The sequence below is a fragment of the Klebsiella sp. PK18 genome (assembly GCF_057784655.1).
The window spans coordinates 4,321,147-4,340,941 of the sequence record NZ_CM173493.1; the positions used below are offsets into that span (position 1 = coordinate 4,321,147).

Genomic DNA, 19,795 nt, shown 5'->3' on the forward strand with positions numbered 1-19,795 from the left:
TGGAGGGATTTGCTTAGTGGCCCGGGAACGGCACCAGGCTGTAGCAGTGGATCCCCAGCTTCTCCAGGCGCTGTTCGCCGCCCAGATCGAACAGGTTGATAATGAAAGCGGCATCGTGCACTTCGCCGCCGAGACGGCGGATCAGTTTGACCGTCGCGTCGATGGTGCCGCCGGTCGCCAGCAGATCGTCCACCACCAGCACTTTGTCACCCGGTTTGATTGCGTCAACGTGGATCTCCAGCTGATCGGTGCCATACTCCAGCTCATAGCTCTCGGCAATGGTTTCACGCGGCAACTTACGCGGCTTGCGAACCGGAACAAAGCCCACGCCCAGCGCCAGCGCAACCGGGGCGCCGAACAGGAAGCCACGCGCCTCAGTCCCTACCACTTTGGTAATACCCGCGTCTTTGTAGCGCTCGGTCAGCAGTTCAATGCTAAGCGCGTAGGCCTTCGGGTCTTCCAGTAAGCTGGTGACATCGCGGAAAAGAATGCCAGGTTTTGGATAATCCTCGATACTCTGGATGCTGTTCTTCAGATATTCAAGCTGCTGTGCAGTTGCGGTCATAAGTGTATGCCTGATTGAAACGGTGTTACCCACGGGCGTGCAAAAGGGGCCAAAGAAACATTTGTTTAACCTTTGACCAGGCTTGCCCGCGCTCGAAAACGCCAGAATTTACTGGCTGTCAGCAACAATTGCAACAGGCATTATTGCGCATCAGTGCTTTTGTTGCTTTGCGTCAACCACCGGAATGCGCCACATAAAGATCAGCAGGCAGGCCAGAATGACCAACAGCATGATGCGCACCCACGTAAGCTTAACCAGCCACAGCGAAATAGCAAAAGTCACCACGATCATCGCAATGGCGCGCGGTTTGGCGCCGCGAGGCATCGCGCGGTACTGCTGCCAGTGGCGAAGATAGCCGCCAAACCAGGAGCGATACAGCAGCCACTGGTGAAAGCGCGGCGATGAGCGGGCAAAGCACCAGGCGGCGAGCAGAATAAACGGCGTCGTCGGCAGCAACGGTAAGAAGATGCCCAGCGTCCCCAGCGCTACCGCCAGCCAGCCGATAATGGTTAGAATAACAGGTGGCATAATGCGAATCGTTATCAAACAGATGAGGCTACTGTAGCACAGTTGGCTGGAAGGGAATGGAGAGGTGTGGTGAAAACAGCTCAACTTTTACAAACGCTCAACGATCAGCTCAGCGAGCTGGCCGCGCTGGTAGCGCCGCTGGCGGAGCACGCGGCCCTGAGCCCACGCTTTGACCGTCAGCTCTTTCATACCCGCAGCACGCTGATGCAGGACTATCTGGCGGAAGCCCGGCAAAACTTTTCCCAACTGAGCCAGGCCGTCGAGCGCCAGCAACTGCCGCAGGTGGTCTGGATTGCCGAGCGTCTGGCGGCGCAAATCGCCGCGCTGCGTCGTGAAACCGCCACCTGGTCCTTGCGCAGTTGGGACCACGCGTCGCCAACGCTGAGCCGCTGGCAGCGCCGTCGCCTGCAGCATCAGGAGTATGAGCGCCGCCTGCTGGCGATGCGCGACCAACGTCAGCGTCAGCTGGCGCAGGCGACCAGCCTTGACGAGCAGCAGCGGCTGGGGAAAGAAGTTGAAGCCTACAGCGGCCGGTTGGCGCGCTGCCGACAGGCACTGGACAAGATTGAAAACGTACTGGCGCGGCTGACGCGCTAACAGGAGAGCCCGATGTCGCTGGAAAATGCATCCGATGAGGTCAAACTGGCCGTCGATTTAATCATGTTGCTGGAATCGCATCAGATCCCGGCGCAAACCGTGCTGGGCGCGCTGGAAATTGTCAGGCGGGATTATGCAAACAAGTTAAAAAACGCGGAAAGCGGGTCGCAAAACCCAGAGAAGTAGGATGTTGTCTCCGGCAGTGTGCTGGCAGTCTGGTCCTCTGCGCATGACGCCACTGGAGACAATATTGATGGAAAAAGTCAGTCAAACCCCACACGACGCGGTGTTTCGCCAGATGCTCATGCATCAGGCGGTCGCGAAGGATTTTTTGCAGTTGTATCTCCCCGCGCCGTTTCTGGCGATCTGCGAACTGGATTCGCTGCAGCTGGTCTCCGGTAGCTTTGTTGAAGAGGACCTGCGCGCCAGCTATTCCGATATCCTTTACTCACTGCGCACGCGTCATGGACCGGGCTATGTGTACGCGCTGATTGAGCACCAGAGTACCCCGGACAAGCTGATGGCATTTCGCCTGCTGCGCTATGCGCTGGCCGCCATGCAGCGTCATCTGGACGCCGGCCACGACACGCTGCCGCTGGTGGTGCCCATTCTGTTTTATCACGGCAAAGTGAGCCCCTGGCCCTGGGCCCGCAACTGGCAACAGCTATTCGCCGATCCGGCGCTGGCGAAGACGCTCTATAGCAATGATTTTCCGCTGGTGGACCTCACCGTAATGCCAGATAATCAGATCGCCCGTCATCGGCGGATGGCCATGCTGGAGCTGCTGCAAAAGCATATCCGCCATCGCGATCTGGCCGAGCTGCAGGTGCCGCTGATTGCGCTGATGACGCAAGGCTATCTGACCGAAGCGCAGCTGAATACGCTGCTGCGCTATATGTTGCAGGCGGGAACTACGGAACATCCGGGGGCGCTGATCCGCACGCTGGCGGCGCAGTCGCCCAGGCATAAGGAGCTGATGATGACCATTGCCGAATGGCTGGAAGAAAAAGGCCGTAAACAGGGACAGCAAGAGGGTGAGCAGGAAGGTCGAGAAGCCGCCACTCGCAGCATCGCCGCCAGAATGCTGGCGCGCGGCCTCGAACGTCAAACCGTGCAGGAGCTCACCGGGCTCAGCGATGAAGAACTCGCCGCGCTGGCACCCTGAAGCAGCAGGGGCGGCTTTGCGCCGCCCCTCTTCGATCAGGACGCGGTGGTGGGCGCCAGATCGTCCCCCTTCCCGTCCCGCTTCACTTCGGTGACTTCATCGCCTTTTTCATTGCGCAGATGAACTTCCAGCTGGTTAAAGGCAATGTTAATGTCATTCTCCCGGCACAGGCGGTCGATGGCGCGGTTGAGCTCATCCACCGTGTAGCTGCGATCGCGCAGTTCACGAACATACAGACGCAGTTCATGATCCAGCGTACTGGCCCCGAAGGTGGTGAAGAAAACCGCTGGCGCCGGCTCCTGCATCACTTTCGGATGATCGTGCGCGGCCTTCAGCAGCACCTCTTTCACTTTATCCAGATCGGAGCCATAGGCGACGCCGAGGCGGATCACCACCCGGGTCACGGTGTCGGAGAGCGACCAGTTGATCAAGCGCTCGGTAACGAACGCCTTGTTCGGGATAATCACCTCTTTGCGATCGAAGTCGGTGATGGTGGTCGCGCGGATACGGATTTTGCTTACCGTACCGGAGAAGGTGCCGATGGTTACCGTATCCCCAATGCGCACTGGACGCTCGAACAGAATAATCAGACCGGAGACGAAGTTACCGAAGATCTCCTGCAGGCCAAAACCTAAACCAACCGACAGCGCGGCCGCCAGCCATTGCAGTTTATCCCAGGAGACGCCCAGCGACCCGAACACCGTCATCGCCCCGATGGCGATAATCGCATAGTTAAGAATGGTGGTGATGGCGTAGGAGGTTCCCTGACGCATATTGAGACGCGAGAGAACCAGCACCTCCAGCAGACCCGGCAGGTTGCGTATTAGCGCCCAGGCGACCATCGACGCCACAATGGCAAACAGCAGACTGCCCATCGTGACGCTGCGCACCACGCTGGCCCCCGCTTCGGTACCGTTGTAGTGCCAGAGGGTAATGCTGTCGAGATAGGCGAAAACGGTGATCAGATCAGACCAAATCGCCCAGAACATGACCGCGAACAGCGCGATCATCACCAGCATGGTGATGCGCAGCGTCTGCTGGTTGACCTGCTCGAGAGCGATAGTCGGCTCCTCCTGCGGCTCGGCGCCTTCCGCACCCTCCTTCACCAGATGCTGACGGCGCGCCAGCGCCCGGCGCCAGGCGATACGTCGCGCCGCCACGCTCAGACCGCGCAGCACGGTCTGGTACAGCAGGTTCCAGATCATCACCAGATACACGGTCTCGATCCAGCGTCCCGCCAGGCGCAGCGTGGTGTAGAAGTAACCGGTCGCCGTCAGCACCATCAGGGCTACCGGGACAATAGACAGCACGGTGATCGTCAGCAGGCGCAGGCTGTGTGATTCTTTATCACGCCAGCTTTCCCGACACATCGGCCAGACCAGCACGGCAATCAGCAGCAGATTGAAGAAAATCACAAACTGCCCCAGCACGTCGTCCATCAGGTTCAGTGGCGACAGCTCGGAAATCACCGACCAGAAATTCAGCGGCAGCAACGCGAGGCTGACGCGAACAATTTGTCGCCGCCAGTGACTGGTCAACTGCGCAGGCATATTGAAGTGGCTGACCGCCACGCCGTTCTTTTCCAGCACTTTCCAGCACAGACCAAAGACCAGCCAGAACATGGCCAGCTTTTTACTGTACGCCCACAGCAGTCCGCTGATATTAAGCTGCATGGTGAGTAAGATCAGGCCAATCGCCAAAATTACCAGCACCACCGGCAAGGCCCGAATCAGGTCGATCAGGATCGCCTTCGGCGTATGCAGCTGGGTATCGTTGCGCAGCTGTCCCACCTGGGAAGCAAGCTTAGCCTGATAATCCTTCAGCCACTGCAGACGCCAGCGGATCAGGCCGGCAATCAGCAGCAATGGTAAACCGGCCAGGAAAGCGATAAACACCGCGGGCCACGCTTTTTCCCAGTTCACGGTGATTTTCATCGCCTTAAACTGACCTTTCAGCGCTTCCGGGAAGGCCTTAATCCACTCCCAGTCCATCGGTTTATTGCTGTTCACCCAGAAAATTTGTTGGGTCAGAATTTCCTTCAGACTGCTCGAGACGCTCATCAACTGCTGCTGGTTGATCTGCAGGTTGATGGCCATCATCAGCTGGTTCCCCAGCTGTTTGTTGAACTGGTCAAGCAGTTCGCGGCGCATGTCGATCACTTCCAGTAGCGCGGCGTGGACTTCATCGTTCACTTCGCTGCTGTGCCCCTCCTCCAGTTTGGCGACAAAGGCATCGCTCTGGAACAGCGCGTCGCGCTGCTGGTTCACCTCAAACTGCTCGAGCCGCAGGTCGGCGATGCGGTTGGTCATATCCTGCAGTTCGTCCGCCGACGGCAGCGTCTGCTGTTGCTGATAAAGAATGCGCGACAGCAGCAGGCTCCCCCGCAGAACTGAAATTTGCTCTTTAATATCCCGTTCAGACTGCAGCGCGCGGTCGAGCCAGTTCTTCACCTGGATATTGCGCTGCACCAGCTGGTTACCGTTCTCCGTCGCCTGGATCAGCTTCTCGCTGAGCTGATGGTTAATATCCAGCTCCTGCTTGACCAGCGGATTGGCCTGAATTCGCGTGGTTTCATCCGGGGTGACCGCCTCCTGGGCGGTTTTCTCCGTCAGCGTAAGCCGCTTGCTGTTCACCGCCTCCTGCAGCAGCTGCAGCTGATGCTCCAGCCGGTTGCTCCAGGCGGTGACGTAGTCACGCTGCTTCTGCAGGGTATCCTGCAGGACGGTGTTGCCTTCGAGGCTCTTGCGCTGCTGCTCAATCTGCGCGTTGAGCAGCGCCTGTTGAGCCTGCAACAGCACCTGCTGGGTCGGGCGCAGCGTCTCGTCGCCCACCGAGGTGCCATTCAGCCGATTGCGGATCTGCTGCAACTGTTGGGAGGCGTTATACATCGCGTTCTGCACACGTTCCGGCTGCGTTTGCAGGGAAACCAGTTGGCTGTTATAGGTCGCCAGATCGTTTTGCGCATTCTGCAGATCGTCCAGCGTCTGGGTGACGCGTGACTCCAGTTGACGCAGAGAGAGCGTACTGAGCGTTTTGCGCGTGGCGGCGTCGTCAGGGACCTCGCTCAGGTTGTTGAGACTATCCACCGCCTGGCGCAGCTTCGCCGGGGCTTGCTCGACCTGCTGACGCAGCTGTGCCGTCTCGCTTTTGATGCGCTCGATTTTATCCAGCGTTTCCAGCGTCTGGGTCAAATCCTGCTGGACCAGTTTGTCCTGCGGAGTCAGTTCTTTTTGCTTGTTTAACGTATTGAGCTGGCTCTGCACCTCTGCCCGGTCAGGGAGGTCCGCGGCGCGGCCCTGAACTGGGCTGAAAAGGCCAATAAAGCAGAGCAGCGTAATGAAAAAGATAAACGTGGCGCGTTGCCTGGAGATCGTGTGCAGCATAGTTAATATGAATGAATGCAAATGCCGGAGAATACCGGGGGTCGTCGCAAGCGCGCAGAATAGCACTTCTCTTCGCTGGCGAATAGCGGCGGACGGCGCTAAAAATTCACGTACATCCGCGCGCTAACGTTAAGCTGTCAGGCTCTCCGGGCCGCGTAGCGTAGGACAGAACTGATACATCTCCAGCAGGATGGCGACGTAGTCGCGCGCTTCCGCATGCAGGTCGAATGAATCAGGGGCAAACAGCCAGTTTTCCATCAGTCCGGAAAGGTAGCTGCGCATTAACACGGCCGCCCGCCGGGTGAGTAAATTGGCGGGCAATAGCTTCGCGGCGATACACTCTTTTAAGGTCTGCTCGATACGCTCGTAGCTCGCCAGGGAGAGCTGCCGCTGGGCCTGCTGCACCACGGTCATCTCACCGACGAACTCACACTTATGATAGATAATCTCCATCATTAATCGTCGACGTTCCTCTGTCACTGTCGCTTCAAGAACATAGACTAATATCTCCCTGATAACTGAGAGTGGATCGTTGGGGAATTTTGCCCGATACTCAATTTCGAGATCGCTAATACTGGCGTCTGACAGCTCCCAAATTTCGTTGAATAAATCTGATTTATTCTTGAAATGCCAGTAGATAGCCCCCCTCGTTACACCCGCAGCTTTTGCAATTGTTGCCAACGAGGTAGATGATACGCCTTGCTGCGAAAACAGACGCAGAGCAACATCCAGAATCAGTTGCCGGGTTTCACGTGCCTGTTGTTTGGTTTTTCGTGCCATAGGTTAATGACTTTACAGAGGTTACGTTTACATACATTTGTGAATGTATGTACCATAGCATGACCATAATAGAAAGACTGTAGTGGGTTTGTGGTTGTTTGAGCCACTGAACATTTTGAAATTGGACACTCGAGGTTTACATATGAACAAAAACAGAGGGTTAACGCCTCTGGCGGTCGTTCTGATGCTCTCAGGCAGCTTAGCGCTAACAGGATGTGACGACAAACCGGCTCAACAGGGAGCCCAGCATATGCCGGAAGTCGGTATTGTGACGCTCAAATCCGCACCTCTACAAATAACCACCGAACTGCCAGGCCGCACCAGCGCCTATCGCATTGCGGAAGTCCGTCCTCAGGTCAGTGGCATTATTTTGAAACGTAACTTCGTTGAAGGTAGCGATATCCAGGCCGGCGTCTCCCTGTATCAGATCGATCCCGCCACCTATCAGGCCAGCTATGACAGCGCCAAAGGCGACCTGGCAAAAGCCCAGGCGGCGGCGAACATGGATCAACTGACGGTCAAGCGTTATCAGAAACTGTTAGGCACTAAATATATCAGTCAACAAGACTACGATACTGCCGTTGCGACAGCACAGCAGAGCAATGCGGCCGTGGTGGCAGCAAAAGCGGCTGTTGAAACCGCGCGCATCAATCTGGCCTACACCAAAGTCACTTCACCTATTAGCGGCCGTATTGGTAAATCCGCCGTGACCGAAGGGGCGCTGGTGCAGAATGGTCAAACGACTGCCCTGGCAACCGTTCAGCAACTGGACCCGATCTATGTTGACGTCACCCAGTCGAGCAACGATTTCCTGCGCCTGAAACAGGAGCTGGCCGACGGCCGCCTGAAACAGGAAAACGGTAAAGCTAAAGTCGAGCTGGTGACTAACGACGGTGTTAAATACCCGCAGGGCGGTACGCTGGAATTCTCGGATGTGACTGTCGATCAGACCACTGGTTCTATCACGCTGCGCGCGATTTTCCCGAACCCGGACCACACCCTGTTACCTGGGATGTTTGTGCGTGCGCGGCTGGAAGAAGGTGTCAACCCTGACGCACTGCTTGTGCCGCAGCAGGGTGTGACCCGTACTCCTCGTGGCGACGCCAGCGTCATGGTGGTAGGCGAAGGCGATAAAGTCGAAGTTCGCCAGGTCACCGCTACCCAGGCTATTGGCGATAAATGGCTGGTGACAGAAGGTCTGAAAACCGGCGATCGCGTTATCGTCACCGGCCTGCAAAAAATCAAACCAGGCGTGCAGGTAAAAGCGCAGGAAGTAGCTTCTGATGACAAACAGCAAGCCGCAGGCAACGCGCCATCAGAACAAACCAAGTCTTAACTTAAACAGGAGCCGTTAAGACATGCCTAATTTCTTTATCGATCGCCCCATATTTGCATGGGTGATCGCCATCATCATCATGCTGGCTGGGGGATTATCGATCCTCAAATTGCCGGTAGCGCAATATCCGACGATTGCGCCGCCCGCAATTTCCATTACCGCCATGTACCCCGGTGCTGACGCCGAAACCGTGCAGAACACCGTGACTCAGGTTATCGAACAGAATATGAACGGTATCGACCACCTGATGTACATGTCCTCCAATGGCGACTCCACCGGTACGGCGACCATCACCCTGACCTTCGAATCCGGTACCGATCCGGATATTGCCCAGGTTCAGGTTCAGAACAAGCTGGCGCTGGCGACGCCTCTGCTGCCGCAAGAAGTACAGCAGCAAGGGATTAGCGTTGAGAAAGCGTCCAGCAGCTTCCTGATGGTTGTCGGCGTTATTAACACCAACGGCACCATGAACCAGGACGATATTTCGGACTACGTGGCGGCCAACATGAAGGACCCGATCAGCCGTACCAGCGGTGTCGGCGACGTTCAGCTGTTCGGTTCCCAGTACGCGATGCGTATCTGGATGGATCCGAACAAACTGAACAACTTCCAGCTGACGCCGGTGGACGTGATCAGCGCCCTGAAAGCGCAGAACGCCCAGGTGGCCGCGGGTCAGTTAGGCGGTACGCCGCCGGTGAAAGGCCAGCAGCTTAACGCCTCGATCATCGCGCAAACCCGTCTGACCAATACCGAAGAGTTTGGCAACATTCTGCTGAAGGTGAACCAGGACGGTTCCCAGGTTCGTCTGCGCGATGTCGCCAAAATTGAGCTGGGCGGCGAAAGCTATGACGTAGTGGCGAAGTTTAACGGCCAGCCAGCATCGGGTCTGGGTATTAAACTGGCTACCGGCGCGAACGCGCTGGATACCGCCAACGCTATCCGTGCAGAACTGGCGAAGATGGAGCCGTTTTTCCCGTCGGGGATGAAGATCGTTTACCCGTATGACACCACCCCGTTCGTGAAAATTTCTATTCACGAAGTGGTTAAAACGCTGGTGGAAGCGATCATCCTGGTGTTCCTGGTCATGTATCTGTTCCTGCAGAACTTCCGCGCCACGCTGATCCCGACCATCGCCGTACCCGTAGTCCTGTTAGGCACCTTCGCGGTGTTGGCGGCGTTTGGCTTCTCGATAAACACCCTGACGATGTTCGGGATGGTGCTCGCCATCGGCCTGTTGGTGGATGACGCCATCGTGGTGGTCGAGAACGTCGAGCGCGTAATGGCGGAAGAGGGTCTGCCGCCGAAAGAAGCGACGCGTAAATCGATGGGACAGATCCAGGGCGCGCTGGTCGGTATCGCCATGGTGCTGTCGGCGGTATTTATCCCAATGGCGTTCTTCGGCGGTTCAACCGGGGCCATCTATCGCCAGTTCTCCATCACCATCGTTTCTGCGATGGCGCTGTCGGTACTGGTGGCGTTGATCCTGACGCCAGCGCTGTGCGCCACGATGCTGAAGCCTATTCAGAAAGGCAGCCATGGCGCGACCACCGGTTTCTTCGGTTGGTTTAACCGCATGTTCGATAAGAGCACGCACCACTACACCGACAGCGTAGGCAACATTCTGCGCAGCACCGGTCGTTATCTGGTCCTGTATCTGATCATCGTGGTGGGCATGGCGTGGCTGTTCGTCCGTCTGCCGAGCTCGTTCCTGCCGGACGAGGACCAGGGGGTATTCCTGAGCATGGCGCAGCTGCCTGCCGGCGCCACCCAGGAGCGTACGCAGAAAGTGCTGGATGAGATGACGAATTACTATCTCACCAAAGAGAAGGACAACGTGGAATCCGTGTTTGCGGTTAACGGCTTCGGCTTCGCCGGCCGCGGCCAGAACACCGGCATCGCGTTCGTCTCGCTGAAAGACTGGAGCCAGCGTCCGGGTGAGGAAAACAAAGTTGAAGCGATCACCGGCCGGGCGATGGGCTACTTCTCGCAGATTAAAGATGCGATGGTGTTCGCCTTTAACCTGCCAGCTATCGTTGAACTGGGTACCGCGACCGGCTTTGACTTCCAGCTCATTGACCAGGGCGGTCTGGGCCACGAAAAACTGACCCAGGCGCGTAACCAGCTGTTTGGCATGGTGGCGCAGCACCCTGACGTGTTAACCGGCGTGCGTCCTAACGGTCTGGAAGATACACCGCAGTTTAAAATCGATATCGATCAGGAAAAAGCCCAGGCGCTGGGCGTCTCCATCAGCGACATTAACACCACGCTGGGCGCGGCCTGGGGCGGGAGCTATGTCAACGACTTTATCGACCGCGGCCGCGTGAAGAAAGTGTACATCATGTCTGAAGCGAAATACCGTATGCTGCCGGAAGACATCGGCAAGTGGTATGTTCGTGGCAGCGATGGTCAGATGGTGCCGTTCTCCGCCTTCTCTACTTCGCGTTGGGAATACGGTTCGCCGCGTCTGGAACGCTACAACGGCCTGCCGTCCCTGGAAATTCTCGGCCAGGCAGCGCCAGGCAAGAGTACCGGTGAGGCGATGAGCCTGATGGAAGAGCTGGCGGGTAAACTGCCTTCCGGTATCGGCTACGACTGGACCGGGATGTCTTATCAGGAACGACTGTCCGGCAACCAGGCCCCTGCCCTGTATGCCATTTCGCTGATTGTCGTCTTCCTGTGTCTGGCAGCGCTGTATGAGAGCTGGTCAATTCCGTTCTCGGTCATGCTGGTCGTTCCGCTGGGTGTGGTCGGTGCGCTGTTAGCCGCTACCTTCCGCGGTTTAACCAACGACGTTTACTTCCAGGTGGGCCTGTTGACCACCATCGGCCTGTCGGCGAAGAACGCGATATTGATCGTTGAATTCGCCAAAGACCTGATGGAGAAAGAGGGTAAAGGGCTAATTGAGGCAACGCTTGAAGCAGTGCGTATGCGTCTGCGTCCGATCCTGATGACCTCCCTGGCGTTTATCCTCGGCGTTATGCCGCTGGTGATCAGCTCGGGTGCCGGCTCCGGCGCGCAGAACGCCGTCGGTACTGGCGTAATGGGCGGGATGGTGACCGCGACGATTCTGGCCATCTTCTTCGTGCCAGTGTTCTTCGTGGTGGTTCGTCGCCGCTTTAGCAAGAAATCGGAAGATATTGAGCACAGCCATCAGGTTGAGCATCATTAATCGTCACACTTGAACAAAGGGCCGCCTTCGCGGCCCTTTTTTTGTCCGTCGCAACAGGGCACATATTGCCATTGTTTATTTTTCACACTGCATTTAATATATATTGATATGGTCCTGGCTATTTTTTCACATTGCCTGGCACTTATGATCTTTACACACTCATTTACCAGGAATAATCCTAATACCAACGCCCGCGGCCGGCGGTTTCTGAACGCGACAGCTGCCTGCCTTAAGCCGATGATTGATAAGACTTCTCTATTTCTCGGGCTGTGCGCCAGGGCCTGCGAAATTAATTCGTCTATTTTTAAGATAATTTCTCTCTGATAATTGTAATTTTTCGTAATAGCACGATGAAATCTGTTGGAGAGTGGATTATAGTTAAATCAGCAGGATTACTCAGTTAGTGTCAGGTCGGTTAGTCGTGTTCATCCCACAACGGTGTTTGTTAGTCGTCGTTTAAACCACTCAAAAGGGGATGCGTTATGGACGAATACTCGCCAAAAAGACATGATATTGCACAGCTACGCTTTCTCTGCGAAACGCTGTATCATGACTGCCTTGCAAACCTGGAAGAGAGCAACCATGGCTGGGTCAACGACCCGACTTCGGCTGTCAATCTTCAGTTAAATGAATTGATCGAGCACATTGCCACATTCGCGCTTAATTATAAAATTAAGTACACTGAGGATAATAAACTGGTCGCTCAGGTTGACGAATATCTGGACGATACTTTTACCTTGTTCAGTAACTACGGCATTAACTCAACGGATTTGCAAAAGTGGAAAAAATCCGGTAATCGACTATTTCGTTGCTTTGTCAACGCCAGCCGGGAAAACCCGGCCAGTCTCTCGTGTTAGAATTATTACAATCAAAAGGTGGAATTATGTCTGATAAGCCATTAACTAAAACAGACTATTTGATGCGCTTACGTCGTTGCCAGACAATTGACACGCTGGAGCGCGTCATTGAAAAAAATAAATATGAACTGTCTGATAATGAACTGGCGGTATTTTACTCAGCCGCCGATCATCGTCTGGCTGAACTGACCATGAATAAGCTGTACGATAAGATCCCGACCTCAGTCTGGAAGTTTATCCGCTAATCGACGCGCACAACGTGGTCTGCTGACCGGACGATACGCGTCAGCCGCCGCAGGGTATCTTTGTGATAGTCATCACATCATTCAGCTAACAGCAACCCTGTAACCGGTTTCTTTTTTATACTGCTACGGCCATCTCAAGTCAGGTATAAGGAAGACCCATGAGTGAAGAAAAACGTAAAATGATCGCCGGTGAGCTCTATTTATCTGGCGACCCAACGCTTCGCGCCGATCGCCTGCGCGCCAGAGAGTTGTTACACCGTTATAATCATTCCTCCCCGGATGCGCAGGAAGAACGTCAGCATATTCTGGCCGAGCTGTTCGGTCGCGCCGGCGATGCGTATATCGAGCCAAGCTTTCGCTGCGACTACGGCTACAATATCTTTCTCGGCAACGCGTTTTACGCCAATTTTGACTGCGTGATGCTGGACGTCTGCCCTATTCATATTGGCGATAACTGCATGCTGGCGCCGGGCGTCCATATTTATACCGCCACCCATCCGCTGGATGCCGAAGCGCGTAACAGCGGCCAGGAATATGGCAAACCAGTGACCATTGGCCACAATGTGTGGATTGGTGGGCGGGCGGTAATCAATCCCGGGGTGACCATTGGTGATAATGCGGTCATTGCGTCCGGTGCAGTCGTCACCAAAGATGTACCGGCAGGGGCTGTCGTCGGCGGCAACCCGGCGCAGATCATTAAGCGCCTTCCGGTACCAAATCCGTAACTGTTATGGTTTTCTGTAACTGATCTGTTACTTTCGCCGTGGAATATTGCAACATAAAATAGCCTTCAGGCTAAGCCTGCCACGCCTGGTCCGCCGGGCGCGCACGGCTGGCTCATTGCAGAATTCGGGGACCAAGATGACAGAAATACAACGCCTGCTAACTCATACCATTGACGAACTCAACGTTCAGGAAAAACGCGATAATCGCCCGCGTTTTAGCATCAGTTTTATCCGCAACCATCCGGGGCTGTTTGTTGCCATGTATGCCGCGTTTCTGGCGACGCTGGTGGTCATGCTGCGCTCTGAAACGCTGGTAGACTCGGTCTGGTTGCTGGTGGTGCTGTTCATCCTGTTCAACGCCTTTTTCTTCTTTGATGTCTATCCGCGCTATCGTTATGAAGATATCGATGTCCTCGACTTTCGCGTGTGCTACAACGGGGAATGGTATAACACCCGCTTTGTTCCCCGGCAGCTGATCGAGCGTATTCTTCAGTCGCCGGATGTCGATAGCGAGCAGAAGGCGCAGCTCAAAAAGATGGTCGCCACCAAAGGCGAGCTCTCCTTCTACGACGTTTTTACGCTGACCCGCGCCGGTGCTGCACAATAAGACGATTTAGCGTCCGCAGCGCCAGCGGATAGCGGGAAGCAGAAGTATTACCATATCCCAGCACCAGCCCGCTCCGCCCCCGCTGCGGGTCGAGATAGAAATGACTTAACGCGGCAGGCGCCAGTTGAAACTGACGCGCCTGCTGCGCAATCGCCTGGTCATCGAACCCTTCCATTGCGACTGTCAAATGGAGCCCCCCTTCCCCGCCAAGGACCTCGCATGGCACGGTTATCTCTTGCGCCAGTGCCTCACGCAGCTGTTGTTGGCGCTTGCGGTACAGGCGACGCATGGCCGCCAGATGGCGAGCATAGTGCCCCTTCTCAATAAACCTGGCCAGCGCCCGCTGTTCCGTGCGGTGTCCTCCACGCAGCAACGTGCCAATCACATCCTGAACGGCATCCGCCAGCGCAGGCGGCATCACCATGAAGCCAATACGCAGCGCCGGAAAGAGTGTTTTGCTGAAGGTACCGAGATACACCACCGGGGCATCCGGCACCATCCCCAGCATCGCCGGGATCGGCTCTCCGCTATGGCGAAACTCGCTGTCGTAGTCATCCTCCACAATCCACGCCCCGTGCAGGCGGGCGTACTCCACCAGCGCCAGACGTCGCGCGGCGCTCATGACGCTCCCGAGGGGATACTGATGAGAGGGAGAGGTGAAGATCAGCCGGGGCGGCTCCGCGACGCCGTTGGCAATCCCCATCCCTTCGTCATCGACCGCCATCCCGCTGACCCGCAGCCCTGCCCGCTGGAAGCTGCTCCTGGCCCCCAGGTAACCCGGCTCTTCCACCCACACGCTGTCGCCAGGATCCGTCAACAGCGAAGCGCATAAGTTCACCCCTTCCAGGGCCCCTTCGGTAATGACAATCTGCCGAATATCGCAACGGATCCCCCGGGAGAGCGCCAGATGACGAGCGATAGCCTCCCGCAGCAAGGGGTCGCCTGCCGCCTCGCCATAGCCCAGCAGTGCACTGCCCTCGTCACGTAAGACGTTATCCATCAGCCGCCGCCACAGCGGCAACGGGAAATAGTTCACCGCCGGCATGCCAGGGGTAAACAGCAGCGCCGGAGAGTCGCGGCGCATTGCGGCTGGCAGCCCTTGCAGCCGTTCAGGCAGCACGACGGGCGGCACCTTCACGGGCTCTTCGCGGCAGGCGGCGAGCGGTACCACCTGCGTTCCCTGACGGCTCCGCATCAGGTATCCCTCCAGCGCCAGCTGCTCCAGGGCAGCATTGACCGTATTTCGCGACAGCTGCAGCCGTCCGGCCATCACCCGCGATCCGGGCAAACGGCAGTTGGCCGCCAGAGTTCCCTGCAGGATGGCATGGCGCAATGTGTGGTAAAGGGCCCGCTGCAGGGTTTCATCCGATCGGTGCTGTATCCCCTGCGTCACCAGCGTAAAAAAACCATCGTCCGGTATGTTCATCTCATCTCCTCGTGGCCCTATAAAAACATACGCCTGTGGCACTTTTTATGGAACCAGTGAGCGCGTACGCTGCCTGAAAAACCCCGCTAAGGAAACCGCAATGCGTGAATACAATCAGTTTGGACAGGAACTCGGCGCCGCGCTGCCTGACTGGCAACCGCGTCCATGGCCAGCACGGCAGGTATTACAGGGCAGCCGCTGTCGGCTCGAACCACTGACTCTCGCGCATGCCAGCGACCTGTTTGCTGCTCACCAGCTGGCGCCAGACGCCCGCAGCTGGGCGTGGCTGCTGCGTGAACCTGAGAGCAACCTTGCAGAATTCAGTGCCTGGGTGGAGCAGGTCGCCACGCTGGCAGACCCGATCCATTTTGCCGTCGTTGACCAGCGGCAAGGGAAAGCGGTTGGCTCGCTGGCGTTAATGCGCATTGACGCCACCCACGGCGTGGTAGAGGTGGGACATGTGCATTTTTCACCGTTGCTGAGCCGAACGGCTATGGCCACCGAAGCGCACTGGCTGTTGATGCAGTATGTGTTTGATACGCTCGGTTATCGTCGCTATGAATGGAAATGTAATAGTCTCAATATGCCGTCGGGCCGGGCGGCAAGACGGCTGGGTTTTCAGTACGAAGGACGTTTTCGTCAGGCACTGGTGAGCAAAGGACATAACCGGGATACGGACTGGTTTTCGGTGATAGACGGCGAATGGCCGCAGCTGGATAACGCCATGCGGCAATGGCTGGCCGCCGACAATTTTACCGCCGACGGCCAGCAGCGCCGCACTCTGGAGAGTTTCCGTTAACGACGTTTTTTGCGCCCCTGCACCGCTTTAAAGCGGGGGTTGCTCTTACAGATAACGTACAGCCGCCCTTTGCGCTTGACCAGCTGACAATCCGGGTGGCGCTGTTTGGCGCTGCGTAATGAGTTAACGACCTGCATCATGCCTTCCTTTTCGCATCAATAAAGCCGCCGAAGCGCTGACGGAACCGGGCCGCGCTGCCCTCGCTGGCGAAGGTTTTTTGTTTGCCGGTGTAGTACGGATGCGATTTCGAGGAGACGTCGATCGTTACATACGGAAAAGTTTCGCCGTCGAGTTCAATCACGCGATCGGTGCGGATGGTGGAACCGACTTTAAAATACTCATTAACGCTGGTGTCGTGAAACACCACCGTGCGATAGGGGGGATGGATATGGGCTTTCATGATGACCTCGTCATTATGTTATAACATAACATTTAAGTTACGCCGTTCCACGACAAAGATCAACCATGTTCAAATTAAGGGTAATGGGCCTAAGGCGAGTTTCCCCGCCTTAGGTTTCAGGGCGCCAGACGGTGGGCGATGGCGCGTAGCTGTTCCGCGATGGCCTGCAGATCTTTGCCTTGCTCAGTTCTGGCGCCGCTGGAATGACGTATCACCAGGCGCGCCGGCAGGATGGATGAAGTATGTGGCGCACCGCTGGTGCTGGCGAGGATCCGCCGCACCGCTTCTTTCCCCTGCAGATCGAGGTCCAGCGACACCGTACTCAGCGCCGGATAGAAAAAGGAGCTTTCGTAGGTATCGTCATAGCCAATGACGGACTTCTCCCCCGGCACCGCCACCTGGTGCTGATGGAAGGCGCTGAGCACCCCCAGCGCCATCTGGTCATTACCCACCAGCACGGCGCTGAAATTGGGCGTTTCGCGCAGCATCTGCAGCGCGCCGGCATAGCCGCTTTGCGCATCCCAGTTGCCGTGCAGAACGGTCACCGGCTTCAGGCCGTAGCCCTCGAGAGTCTCCAGCCAGCTTTTCAGCCGGAGTTTGGCCGAGACGGAGCTGTCCGGCCCCGCCAGCAGCGCGATCTCCCGATGCCCCATCTCATAAAGATATTTGACGCTGGCCCGGGTGCCATCTGCCGGATTAAACGAAACGTTAAACACGGAACTGTAGGGGTCGACATCGAGAAAAAGGCAGACGATATCATCGTTGTCAGCGGCGATTTTCTGCGCCTGCTCGGTCTCCAGCGGCACGTTGATAATGACTTTATCCACCCGCTGAGATTTCAGCTCATTGATGGAATCCTGGATACTTTGGTTGACGCTCTCATCGATCATCGAAATCAGGACCTGGTAACCTTCCAGATTGGCATAGCGTTTTACCGCCGCCGCCACCTGGGAAGGCGCATGCCAGGCCAGCGAAATCGTCACCAGCCCGACCGTCTGGCTCTCCTTCCCCACCAGCTGCTGCGCCAGCCGGTTTGGCACATAGCGTAAGGCCTCTATTGATTTCTCCACCTTGCGGCGCGTCGCTTCGGATACATTGGCAGATTTATTGAGTACCCTGGACACGGTCTGGTAAGAGACGCCCGCATGGCGTGCGACGTCTTCCAGAGTAGCGCTTTTAGACTTCATGGTCCGGTTCCTTATGTTGTTATCCCATGATTGTAACAGGGGCCATTTGAAAAAACGCTCACCGCCACCTTTCATCGCAAAATTACACCACAAAAAGTATTACGTTCACAACACAGTTAATTGTGAATCACCTCACCCATCACAACAAAAACCAGCATGATTATTTGCACTTAGTCACACAATAATCATATCTCGTTTGCCTGAAGTTACATTTAGGCATTTTATGACATCAGTTATGTGAACGTAATACAAAACAATAAGAGGATAGAGATGAATACGACACTGCGCGCCCTTTCCGCCGCGTTAGCCGCTGCGCTAATCGCCCCTTCCGCGTTTGCGGCGACCGCCGCAATCCCGAGTATCGATTTCCATGGCTATATGCGCGCCGGGGTTGGGGTCTCCGGCGATGGTAGTGAAGCGGAATGGCAAAAGAACAAGCTGGGCCGTTTGGGTAATGAATCGGATACCTATGGTGAGTTGGAGCTGGGCTCCGAGGTCTACAAGAAAGATGACGTCAGCTTCTATCTCGACAGCATGGTCAGCATGGTCTCCGACGGCTCTAACGATAATGAAACCACGCTGAATGATGATGCACAGTTCGGTTTACGTCAGCTGAACCTGCAGATCAAAGGGCTGATCCCCGGCGATCCGAATGCGGTGATTTGGGGGGGTAAACGTTACTACCAGCGCCACGATCTGCACATCATCGATACCAAATACTGGAACATATCCGGCTCCGGGGCCGGGGTGGAAAACTACACCCTCGGCCCGGGCGCCGTCTCGCTGGCCTGGATCCGCGGCGATGCCAACGACGTTGACTATCGCGTCGATGGCGACAGCAACGTCAATATTAACTATATCGATTTACGCTATGCAGGCTGGAAGCCGTGGTCGGGTTCGTGGACCGAATTCGGCATCGACTACGCCATGCCGAACACCACCAAAAAACAGGACAGCTACGGCGGGCTGTACGATGCCGAGAATGGCGTGATGCTGACCGGTGAAATCAGTCAGGATATGCTGGGCGGCTATAACAAAACCGTGCTGCAGTATGCTAACAAAGGGCTGGCGCAGAACATGGTCTCCCAGGGCGGCGGCTGGTACGATATGTGGAACTACGTGAACGACGCCACCGGCTATCGCGTGATTAACACCGGCCTGATCCCGATTACCGAAAAGTTCTCCATCAACCACGTCCTGACCTGGGGCTCGGCGGATGACATTACCGACTACACCGACAAAACGCGGATGCTGTCGCTGGTTGCCCGCGGGCAGTATCAGTTCACCGACTACGTCCGCCTGATTGGCGAAGTCGGCGGTTTCTATCAGAAAGACAGCTATAACAATGGCACCAGCTACAAACAGGCCGGTGAGAAATATACCATTGCGCTGGGCCTCGCGGACGGGCCGGACTTTATGTCACGCCCGGAATTACGCATTTTTGCTTCATACCTGAATGATTCTGAAGATGGTAAACCGTTTGAAGACCAGACGGCGAATAATACCTGGAATTTCGGCGTGCAGGTTGAGGCCTGGTGGTAATATCGCGCTGGTAAGACAAAAAGGTTATTTATATCTCCAACTGTAAGGTCATTAATTACCCTCCGGTAATCATTATTGCCACTGCTGTCTTTGTCTTATTTTCGGGATAACCTGTTTTCAGGTTATCCCGTTTTATTTATTTCCTGGTAGCAAAATGCTCATCCAGCAATTGACGCAGCGCATCGGACTGCTTACCGAAAATAGCATGCACCTGCTGGCCGAGAATAATGACGCCCAGCGCGCCCTGCTGCTGTAATGCGTCAGTATCCACGGCCGCAAGGTGACGAACCGTCACCCGCAGACGAGTAATACAGGCATCCACTTGCGTAATATTCGCTTCGCCACCAAAGGCCTGAATAAGCGCCTCGATTTGCTGTTTTTCCGCCTCGCTTAACGGCTGTGCCGGACGTGCAGGAGAGAAATAGTGCAGAAAGGATTTTAAACTCACCATCATAAACTCCAGGTTTAAGATAAAAAAAAGCCT

Annotated in this window: 20 protein-coding genes and 1 pseudogene; 11 read left to right on the forward strand and 10 right to left on the reverse strand. The window is 56.0% G+C overall.

Features of this window, described 5'->3' with window-relative positions:
• Positions 1-13 precede the first annotated feature (13 nt).
• Together apt and AC3EMD_RS21330 are read right to left on the reverse strand one after the other, a co-directional pair.
• Entirely contained in the window at positions 14-565 is a 552-nt protein-coding gene (gene apt / locus AC3EMD_RS21325; RefSeq protein WP_012542663.1) for an adenine phosphoribosyltransferase, read from the reverse strand.
• A gap of 150 nt (positions 566-715) precedes the next feature.
• Entirely contained in the window at positions 716-1,093 is a 378-nt protein-coding gene (locus AC3EMD_RS21330) for a DUF454 family protein (protein ID WP_008805444.1), read from the reverse strand.
• Between the two features lie 69 nt (positions 1,094-1,162).
• Between AC3EMD_RS21330 and priC the strand changes: the two genes are divergently transcribed.
• The 3 genes from priC to AC3EMD_RS21345 all read left to right on the forward strand — a co-directional run bounded on the left by priC (position 1,163) and on the right by AC3EMD_RS21345 (position 2,855).
• Complete coding sequence (gene priC, locus AC3EMD_RS21335; RefSeq protein WP_064179934.1) at positions 1,163-1,690, forward strand: primosomal replication protein N''; 528 nt, start codon at positions 1,163-1,165, stop codon at positions 1,688-1,690.
• A gap of 12 nt (positions 1,691-1,702) precedes the next feature.
• Positions 1,703-1,876 carry a pleiotropic regulatory protein RsmS gene (rsmS, locus tag AC3EMD_RS21340; protein ID WP_008805442.1) on the forward strand — a complete coding sequence of 58 codons (174 nt, stop codon included), beginning with the start codon at positions 1,703-1,705 and terminating at the stop codon, positions 1,874-1,876.
• Positions 1,877-1,943: 67 nt separating this feature from the next.
• Complete coding sequence (locus AC3EMD_RS21345; RefSeq protein ID WP_043875730.1) at positions 1,944-2,855, forward strand: Rpn family recombination-promoting nuclease/putative transposase; 912 nt, start codon at positions 1,944-1,946, stop codon at positions 2,853-2,855.
• 35 nt (positions 2,856-2,890) lie between these two features.
• Here the strand turns inward: AC3EMD_RS21345 and mscK are convergent, their stop codons facing one another.
• Both mscK and acrR read right to left on the reverse strand, forming a co-directional pair.
• Complete coding sequence (mscK, locus tag AC3EMD_RS21350) at positions 2,891-6,238, reverse strand: mechanosensitive channel MscK (protein ID WP_012968812.1); 3,348 nt, start codon at positions 6,236-6,238, stop codon at positions 2,891-2,893.
• Positions 6,239-6,367: 129 nt separating this feature from the next.
• On the reverse strand, positions 6,368-7,018 hold the full coding sequence (acrR, locus tag AC3EMD_RS21355) for a multidrug efflux transporter transcriptional repressor AcrR (RefSeq protein WP_008805439.1): 651 nt from the start codon (positions 7,016-7,018) through the stop codon (positions 6,368-6,370).
• A gap of 142 nt (positions 7,019-7,160) precedes the next feature.
• Between acrR and acrA the strand changes: the two genes are divergently transcribed.
• From acrA to maa, 5 genes are all read left to right on the forward strand, one after another.
• A complete protein-coding gene (acrA, locus tag AC3EMD_RS21360; RefSeq protein WP_110204099.1) occupies positions 7,161-8,354 on the forward strand; it encodes a multidrug efflux RND transporter periplasmic adaptor subunit AcrA in 1,194 nt (397 codons plus the stop codon).
• 22 nt (positions 8,355-8,376) lie between these two features.
• Entirely contained in the window at positions 8,377-11,523 is a 3,147-nt protein-coding gene (acrB, locus tag AC3EMD_RS21365) for a multidrug efflux RND transporter permease subunit AcrB (RefSeq protein WP_008805437.1), read from the forward strand.
• Between the two features lie 482 nt (positions 11,524-12,005).
• Entirely contained in the window at positions 12,006-12,380 is a 375-nt protein-coding gene (tomB, locus tag AC3EMD_RS21370; protein ID WP_008805436.1) for an Hha toxicity modulator TomB, read from the forward strand.
• A gap of 26 nt (positions 12,381-12,406) precedes the next feature.
• Positions 12,407-12,625, forward strand: a complete 219-nt coding sequence (locus AC3EMD_RS21375; RefSeq protein WP_002892050.1) for an HHA domain-containing protein — start codon at positions 12,407-12,409, stop codon at positions 12,623-12,625.
• 158 nt (positions 12,626-12,783) lie between these two features.
• The gene (gene maa / locus AC3EMD_RS21380; protein ID WP_117121762.1) at positions 12,784-13,350 is read left to right on the forward strand and encodes a maltose O-acetyltransferase; all 567 of its coding nucleotides are present in this window, start codon (positions 12,784-12,786) and stop codon (positions 13,348-13,350) included.
• On the opposite strand, the pseudogene AC3EMD_RS21385 reads toward maa, so the two are convergent.
• Positions 13,322-13,459 (reverse strand): annotated as a pseudogene (locus tag AC3EMD_RS21385) (hypothetical protein); the annotation flags it as partial. The gene maa and the pseudogene AC3EMD_RS21385 overlap by 29 nt on opposite strands.
• 27 nt (positions 13,460-13,486) lie before the next feature.
• Between AC3EMD_RS21385 and AC3EMD_RS21390 the strand changes: the two are divergent.
• Positions 13,487-13,957: a YlaC family protein gene (locus AC3EMD_RS21390; RefSeq protein ID WP_008805434.1), complete on the forward strand. Its 471-nt coding sequence runs from the start codon at positions 13,487-13,489 to the stop codon at positions 13,955-13,957.
• Here AC3EMD_RS21390 and pdxR read toward each other — a convergent pair.
• Positions 13,926-15,383 carry a MocR-like pyridoxine biosynthesis transcription factor PdxR gene (gene pdxR, locus AC3EMD_RS21395; RefSeq protein ID WP_008805433.1) on the reverse strand — a complete coding sequence of 486 codons (1,458 nt, stop codon included), beginning with the start codon at positions 15,381-15,383 and terminating at the stop codon, positions 13,926-13,928. The two genes, AC3EMD_RS21390 and pdxR, sit on opposite strands and share 32 nt — an antisense overlap.
• A 100-nt stretch (positions 15,384-15,483) precedes the next feature.
• On the opposite strand from pdxR, the gene AC3EMD_RS21400 reads away from it, so the two are divergent.
• The gene (locus AC3EMD_RS21400; RefSeq protein WP_110204097.1) at positions 15,484-16,182 is read left to right on the forward strand and encodes a GNAT family N-acetyltransferase; all 699 of its coding nucleotides are present in this window, start codon (positions 15,484-15,486) and stop codon (positions 16,180-16,182) included.
• Here AC3EMD_RS21400 and ykgO read toward each other — a convergent pair.
• The 3 genes from ykgO to AC3EMD_RS21415 all read right to left on the reverse strand — a co-directional run bounded on the left by ykgO (position 16,179) and on the right by AC3EMD_RS21415 (position 17,769).
• Complete coding sequence (ykgO, locus tag AC3EMD_RS21405) at positions 16,179-16,319, reverse strand: type B 50S ribosomal protein L36 (RefSeq protein WP_002892018.1); 141 nt, start codon at positions 16,317-16,319, stop codon at positions 16,179-16,181. The two genes, AC3EMD_RS21400 and ykgO, sit on opposite strands and share 4 nt — an antisense overlap.
• Positions 16,319-16,582, reverse strand: a complete 264-nt coding sequence (locus tag AC3EMD_RS21410; RefSeq protein ID WP_008805431.1) for a type B 50S ribosomal protein L31 — start codon at positions 16,580-16,582, stop codon at positions 16,319-16,321. Before AC3EMD_RS21410 ends, ykgO begins: the two co-directional genes overlap by 1 nt.
• 116 nt (positions 16,583-16,698) lie before the next feature.
• Positions 16,699-17,769: a LacI family DNA-binding transcriptional regulator gene (locus tag AC3EMD_RS21415; RefSeq protein WP_008805430.1), complete on the reverse strand. Its 1,071-nt coding sequence runs from the start codon at positions 17,767-17,769 to the stop codon at positions 16,699-16,701.
• Positions 17,770-18,039: 270 nt separating this feature from the next.
• Between AC3EMD_RS21415 and AC3EMD_RS21420 the strand changes: the two genes are divergently transcribed.
• Complete coding sequence (locus AC3EMD_RS21420; RefSeq protein WP_012542669.1) at positions 18,040-19,311, forward strand: maltoporin; 1,272 nt, start codon at positions 18,040-18,042, stop codon at positions 19,309-19,311.
• Positions 19,312-19,447: 136 nt separating this feature from the next.
• Here the strand turns inward: AC3EMD_RS21420 and AC3EMD_RS21425 are convergent, their stop codons facing one another.
• A complete protein-coding gene (locus tag AC3EMD_RS21425; protein ID WP_012542670.1) occupies positions 19,448-19,762 on the reverse strand; it encodes a PTS sugar transporter subunit IIB in 315 nt (104 codons plus the stop codon).
• Positions 19,763-19,795: the final 33 nt, after the last annotated feature.

Excerpts from the sequence above, each read along its gene's own strand:
- apt (WP_012542663.1), bottom strand. The coding sequence starts at position 565 with ATGACCGCAACTGCACAGCAGCTTGAATATCTGAAGAACAGCATCCAG.
- AC3EMD_RS21330 (WP_008805444.1), bottom strand. The coding sequence starts at position 1,093 with ATGCCACCTGTTATTCTAACCATTATCGGCTGGCTGGCGGTAGCGCTG.
- rsmS (WP_008805442.1), top strand. The coding sequence starts at position 1,703 with ATGTCGCTGGAAAATGCATCCGATGAGGTCAAACTGGCCGTCGATTTA.
- AC3EMD_RS21345 (WP_043875730.1), top strand. The coding sequence starts at position 1,944 with ATGGAAAAAGTCAGTCAAACCCCACACGACGCGGTGTTTCGCCAGATG.
- mscK (WP_012968812.1), bottom strand. The coding sequence starts at position 6,238 with ATGCTGCACACGATCTCCAGGCAACGCGCCACGTTTATCTTTTTCATT.
- acrR (WP_008805439.1), bottom strand. The coding sequence starts at position 7,018 with ATGGCACGAAAAACCAAACAACAGGCACGTGAAACCCGGCAACTGATT.
- acrA (WP_110204099.1), top strand. The coding sequence starts at position 7,161 with ATGAACAAAAACAGAGGGTTAACGCCTCTGGCGGTCGTTCTGATGCTC.
- acrB (WP_008805437.1), top strand. The coding sequence starts at position 8,377 with ATGCCTAATTTCTTTATCGATCGCCCCATATTTGCATGGGTGATCGCC.
- tomB (WP_008805436.1), top strand. The coding sequence starts at position 12,006 with ATGGACGAATACTCGCCAAAAAGACATGATATTGCACAGCTACGCTTT.
- AC3EMD_RS21375 (WP_002892050.1), top strand. The coding sequence starts at position 12,407 with ATGTCTGATAAGCCATTAACTAAAACAGACTATTTGATGCGCTTACGT.
- maa (WP_117121762.1), top strand. The coding sequence starts at position 12,784 with ATGAGTGAAGAAAAACGTAAAATGATCGCCGGTGAGCTCTATTTATCT.
- AC3EMD_RS21390 (WP_008805434.1), top strand. The coding sequence starts at position 13,487 with ATGACAGAAATACAACGCCTGCTAACTCATACCATTGACGAACTCAAC.
- pdxR (WP_008805433.1), bottom strand. The coding sequence starts at position 15,383 with ATGAACATACCGGACGATGGTTTTTTTACGCTGGTGACGCAGGGGATA.
- AC3EMD_RS21400 (WP_110204097.1), top strand. The coding sequence starts at position 15,484 with ATGCGTGAATACAATCAGTTTGGACAGGAACTCGGCGCCGCGCTGCCT.
- ykgO (WP_002892018.1), bottom strand. The coding sequence starts at position 16,319 with ATGCAGGTCGTTAACTCATTACGCAGCGCCAAACAGCGCCACCCGGAT.
- AC3EMD_RS21410 (WP_008805431.1), bottom strand. The coding sequence starts at position 16,582 with ATGAAAGCCCATATCCATCCCCCCTATCGCACGGTGGTGTTTCACGAC.
- AC3EMD_RS21415 (WP_008805430.1), bottom strand. The coding sequence starts at position 17,769 with ATGAAGTCTAAAAGCGCTACTCTGGAAGACGTCGCACGCCATGCGGGC.
- AC3EMD_RS21420 (WP_012542669.1), top strand. The coding sequence starts at position 18,040 with ATGAATACGACACTGCGCGCCCTTTCCGCCGCGTTAGCCGCTGCGCTA.
- AC3EMD_RS21425 (WP_012542670.1), bottom strand. The coding sequence starts at position 19,762 with ATGGTGAGTTTAAAATCCTTTCTGCACTATTTCTCTCCTGCACGTCCG.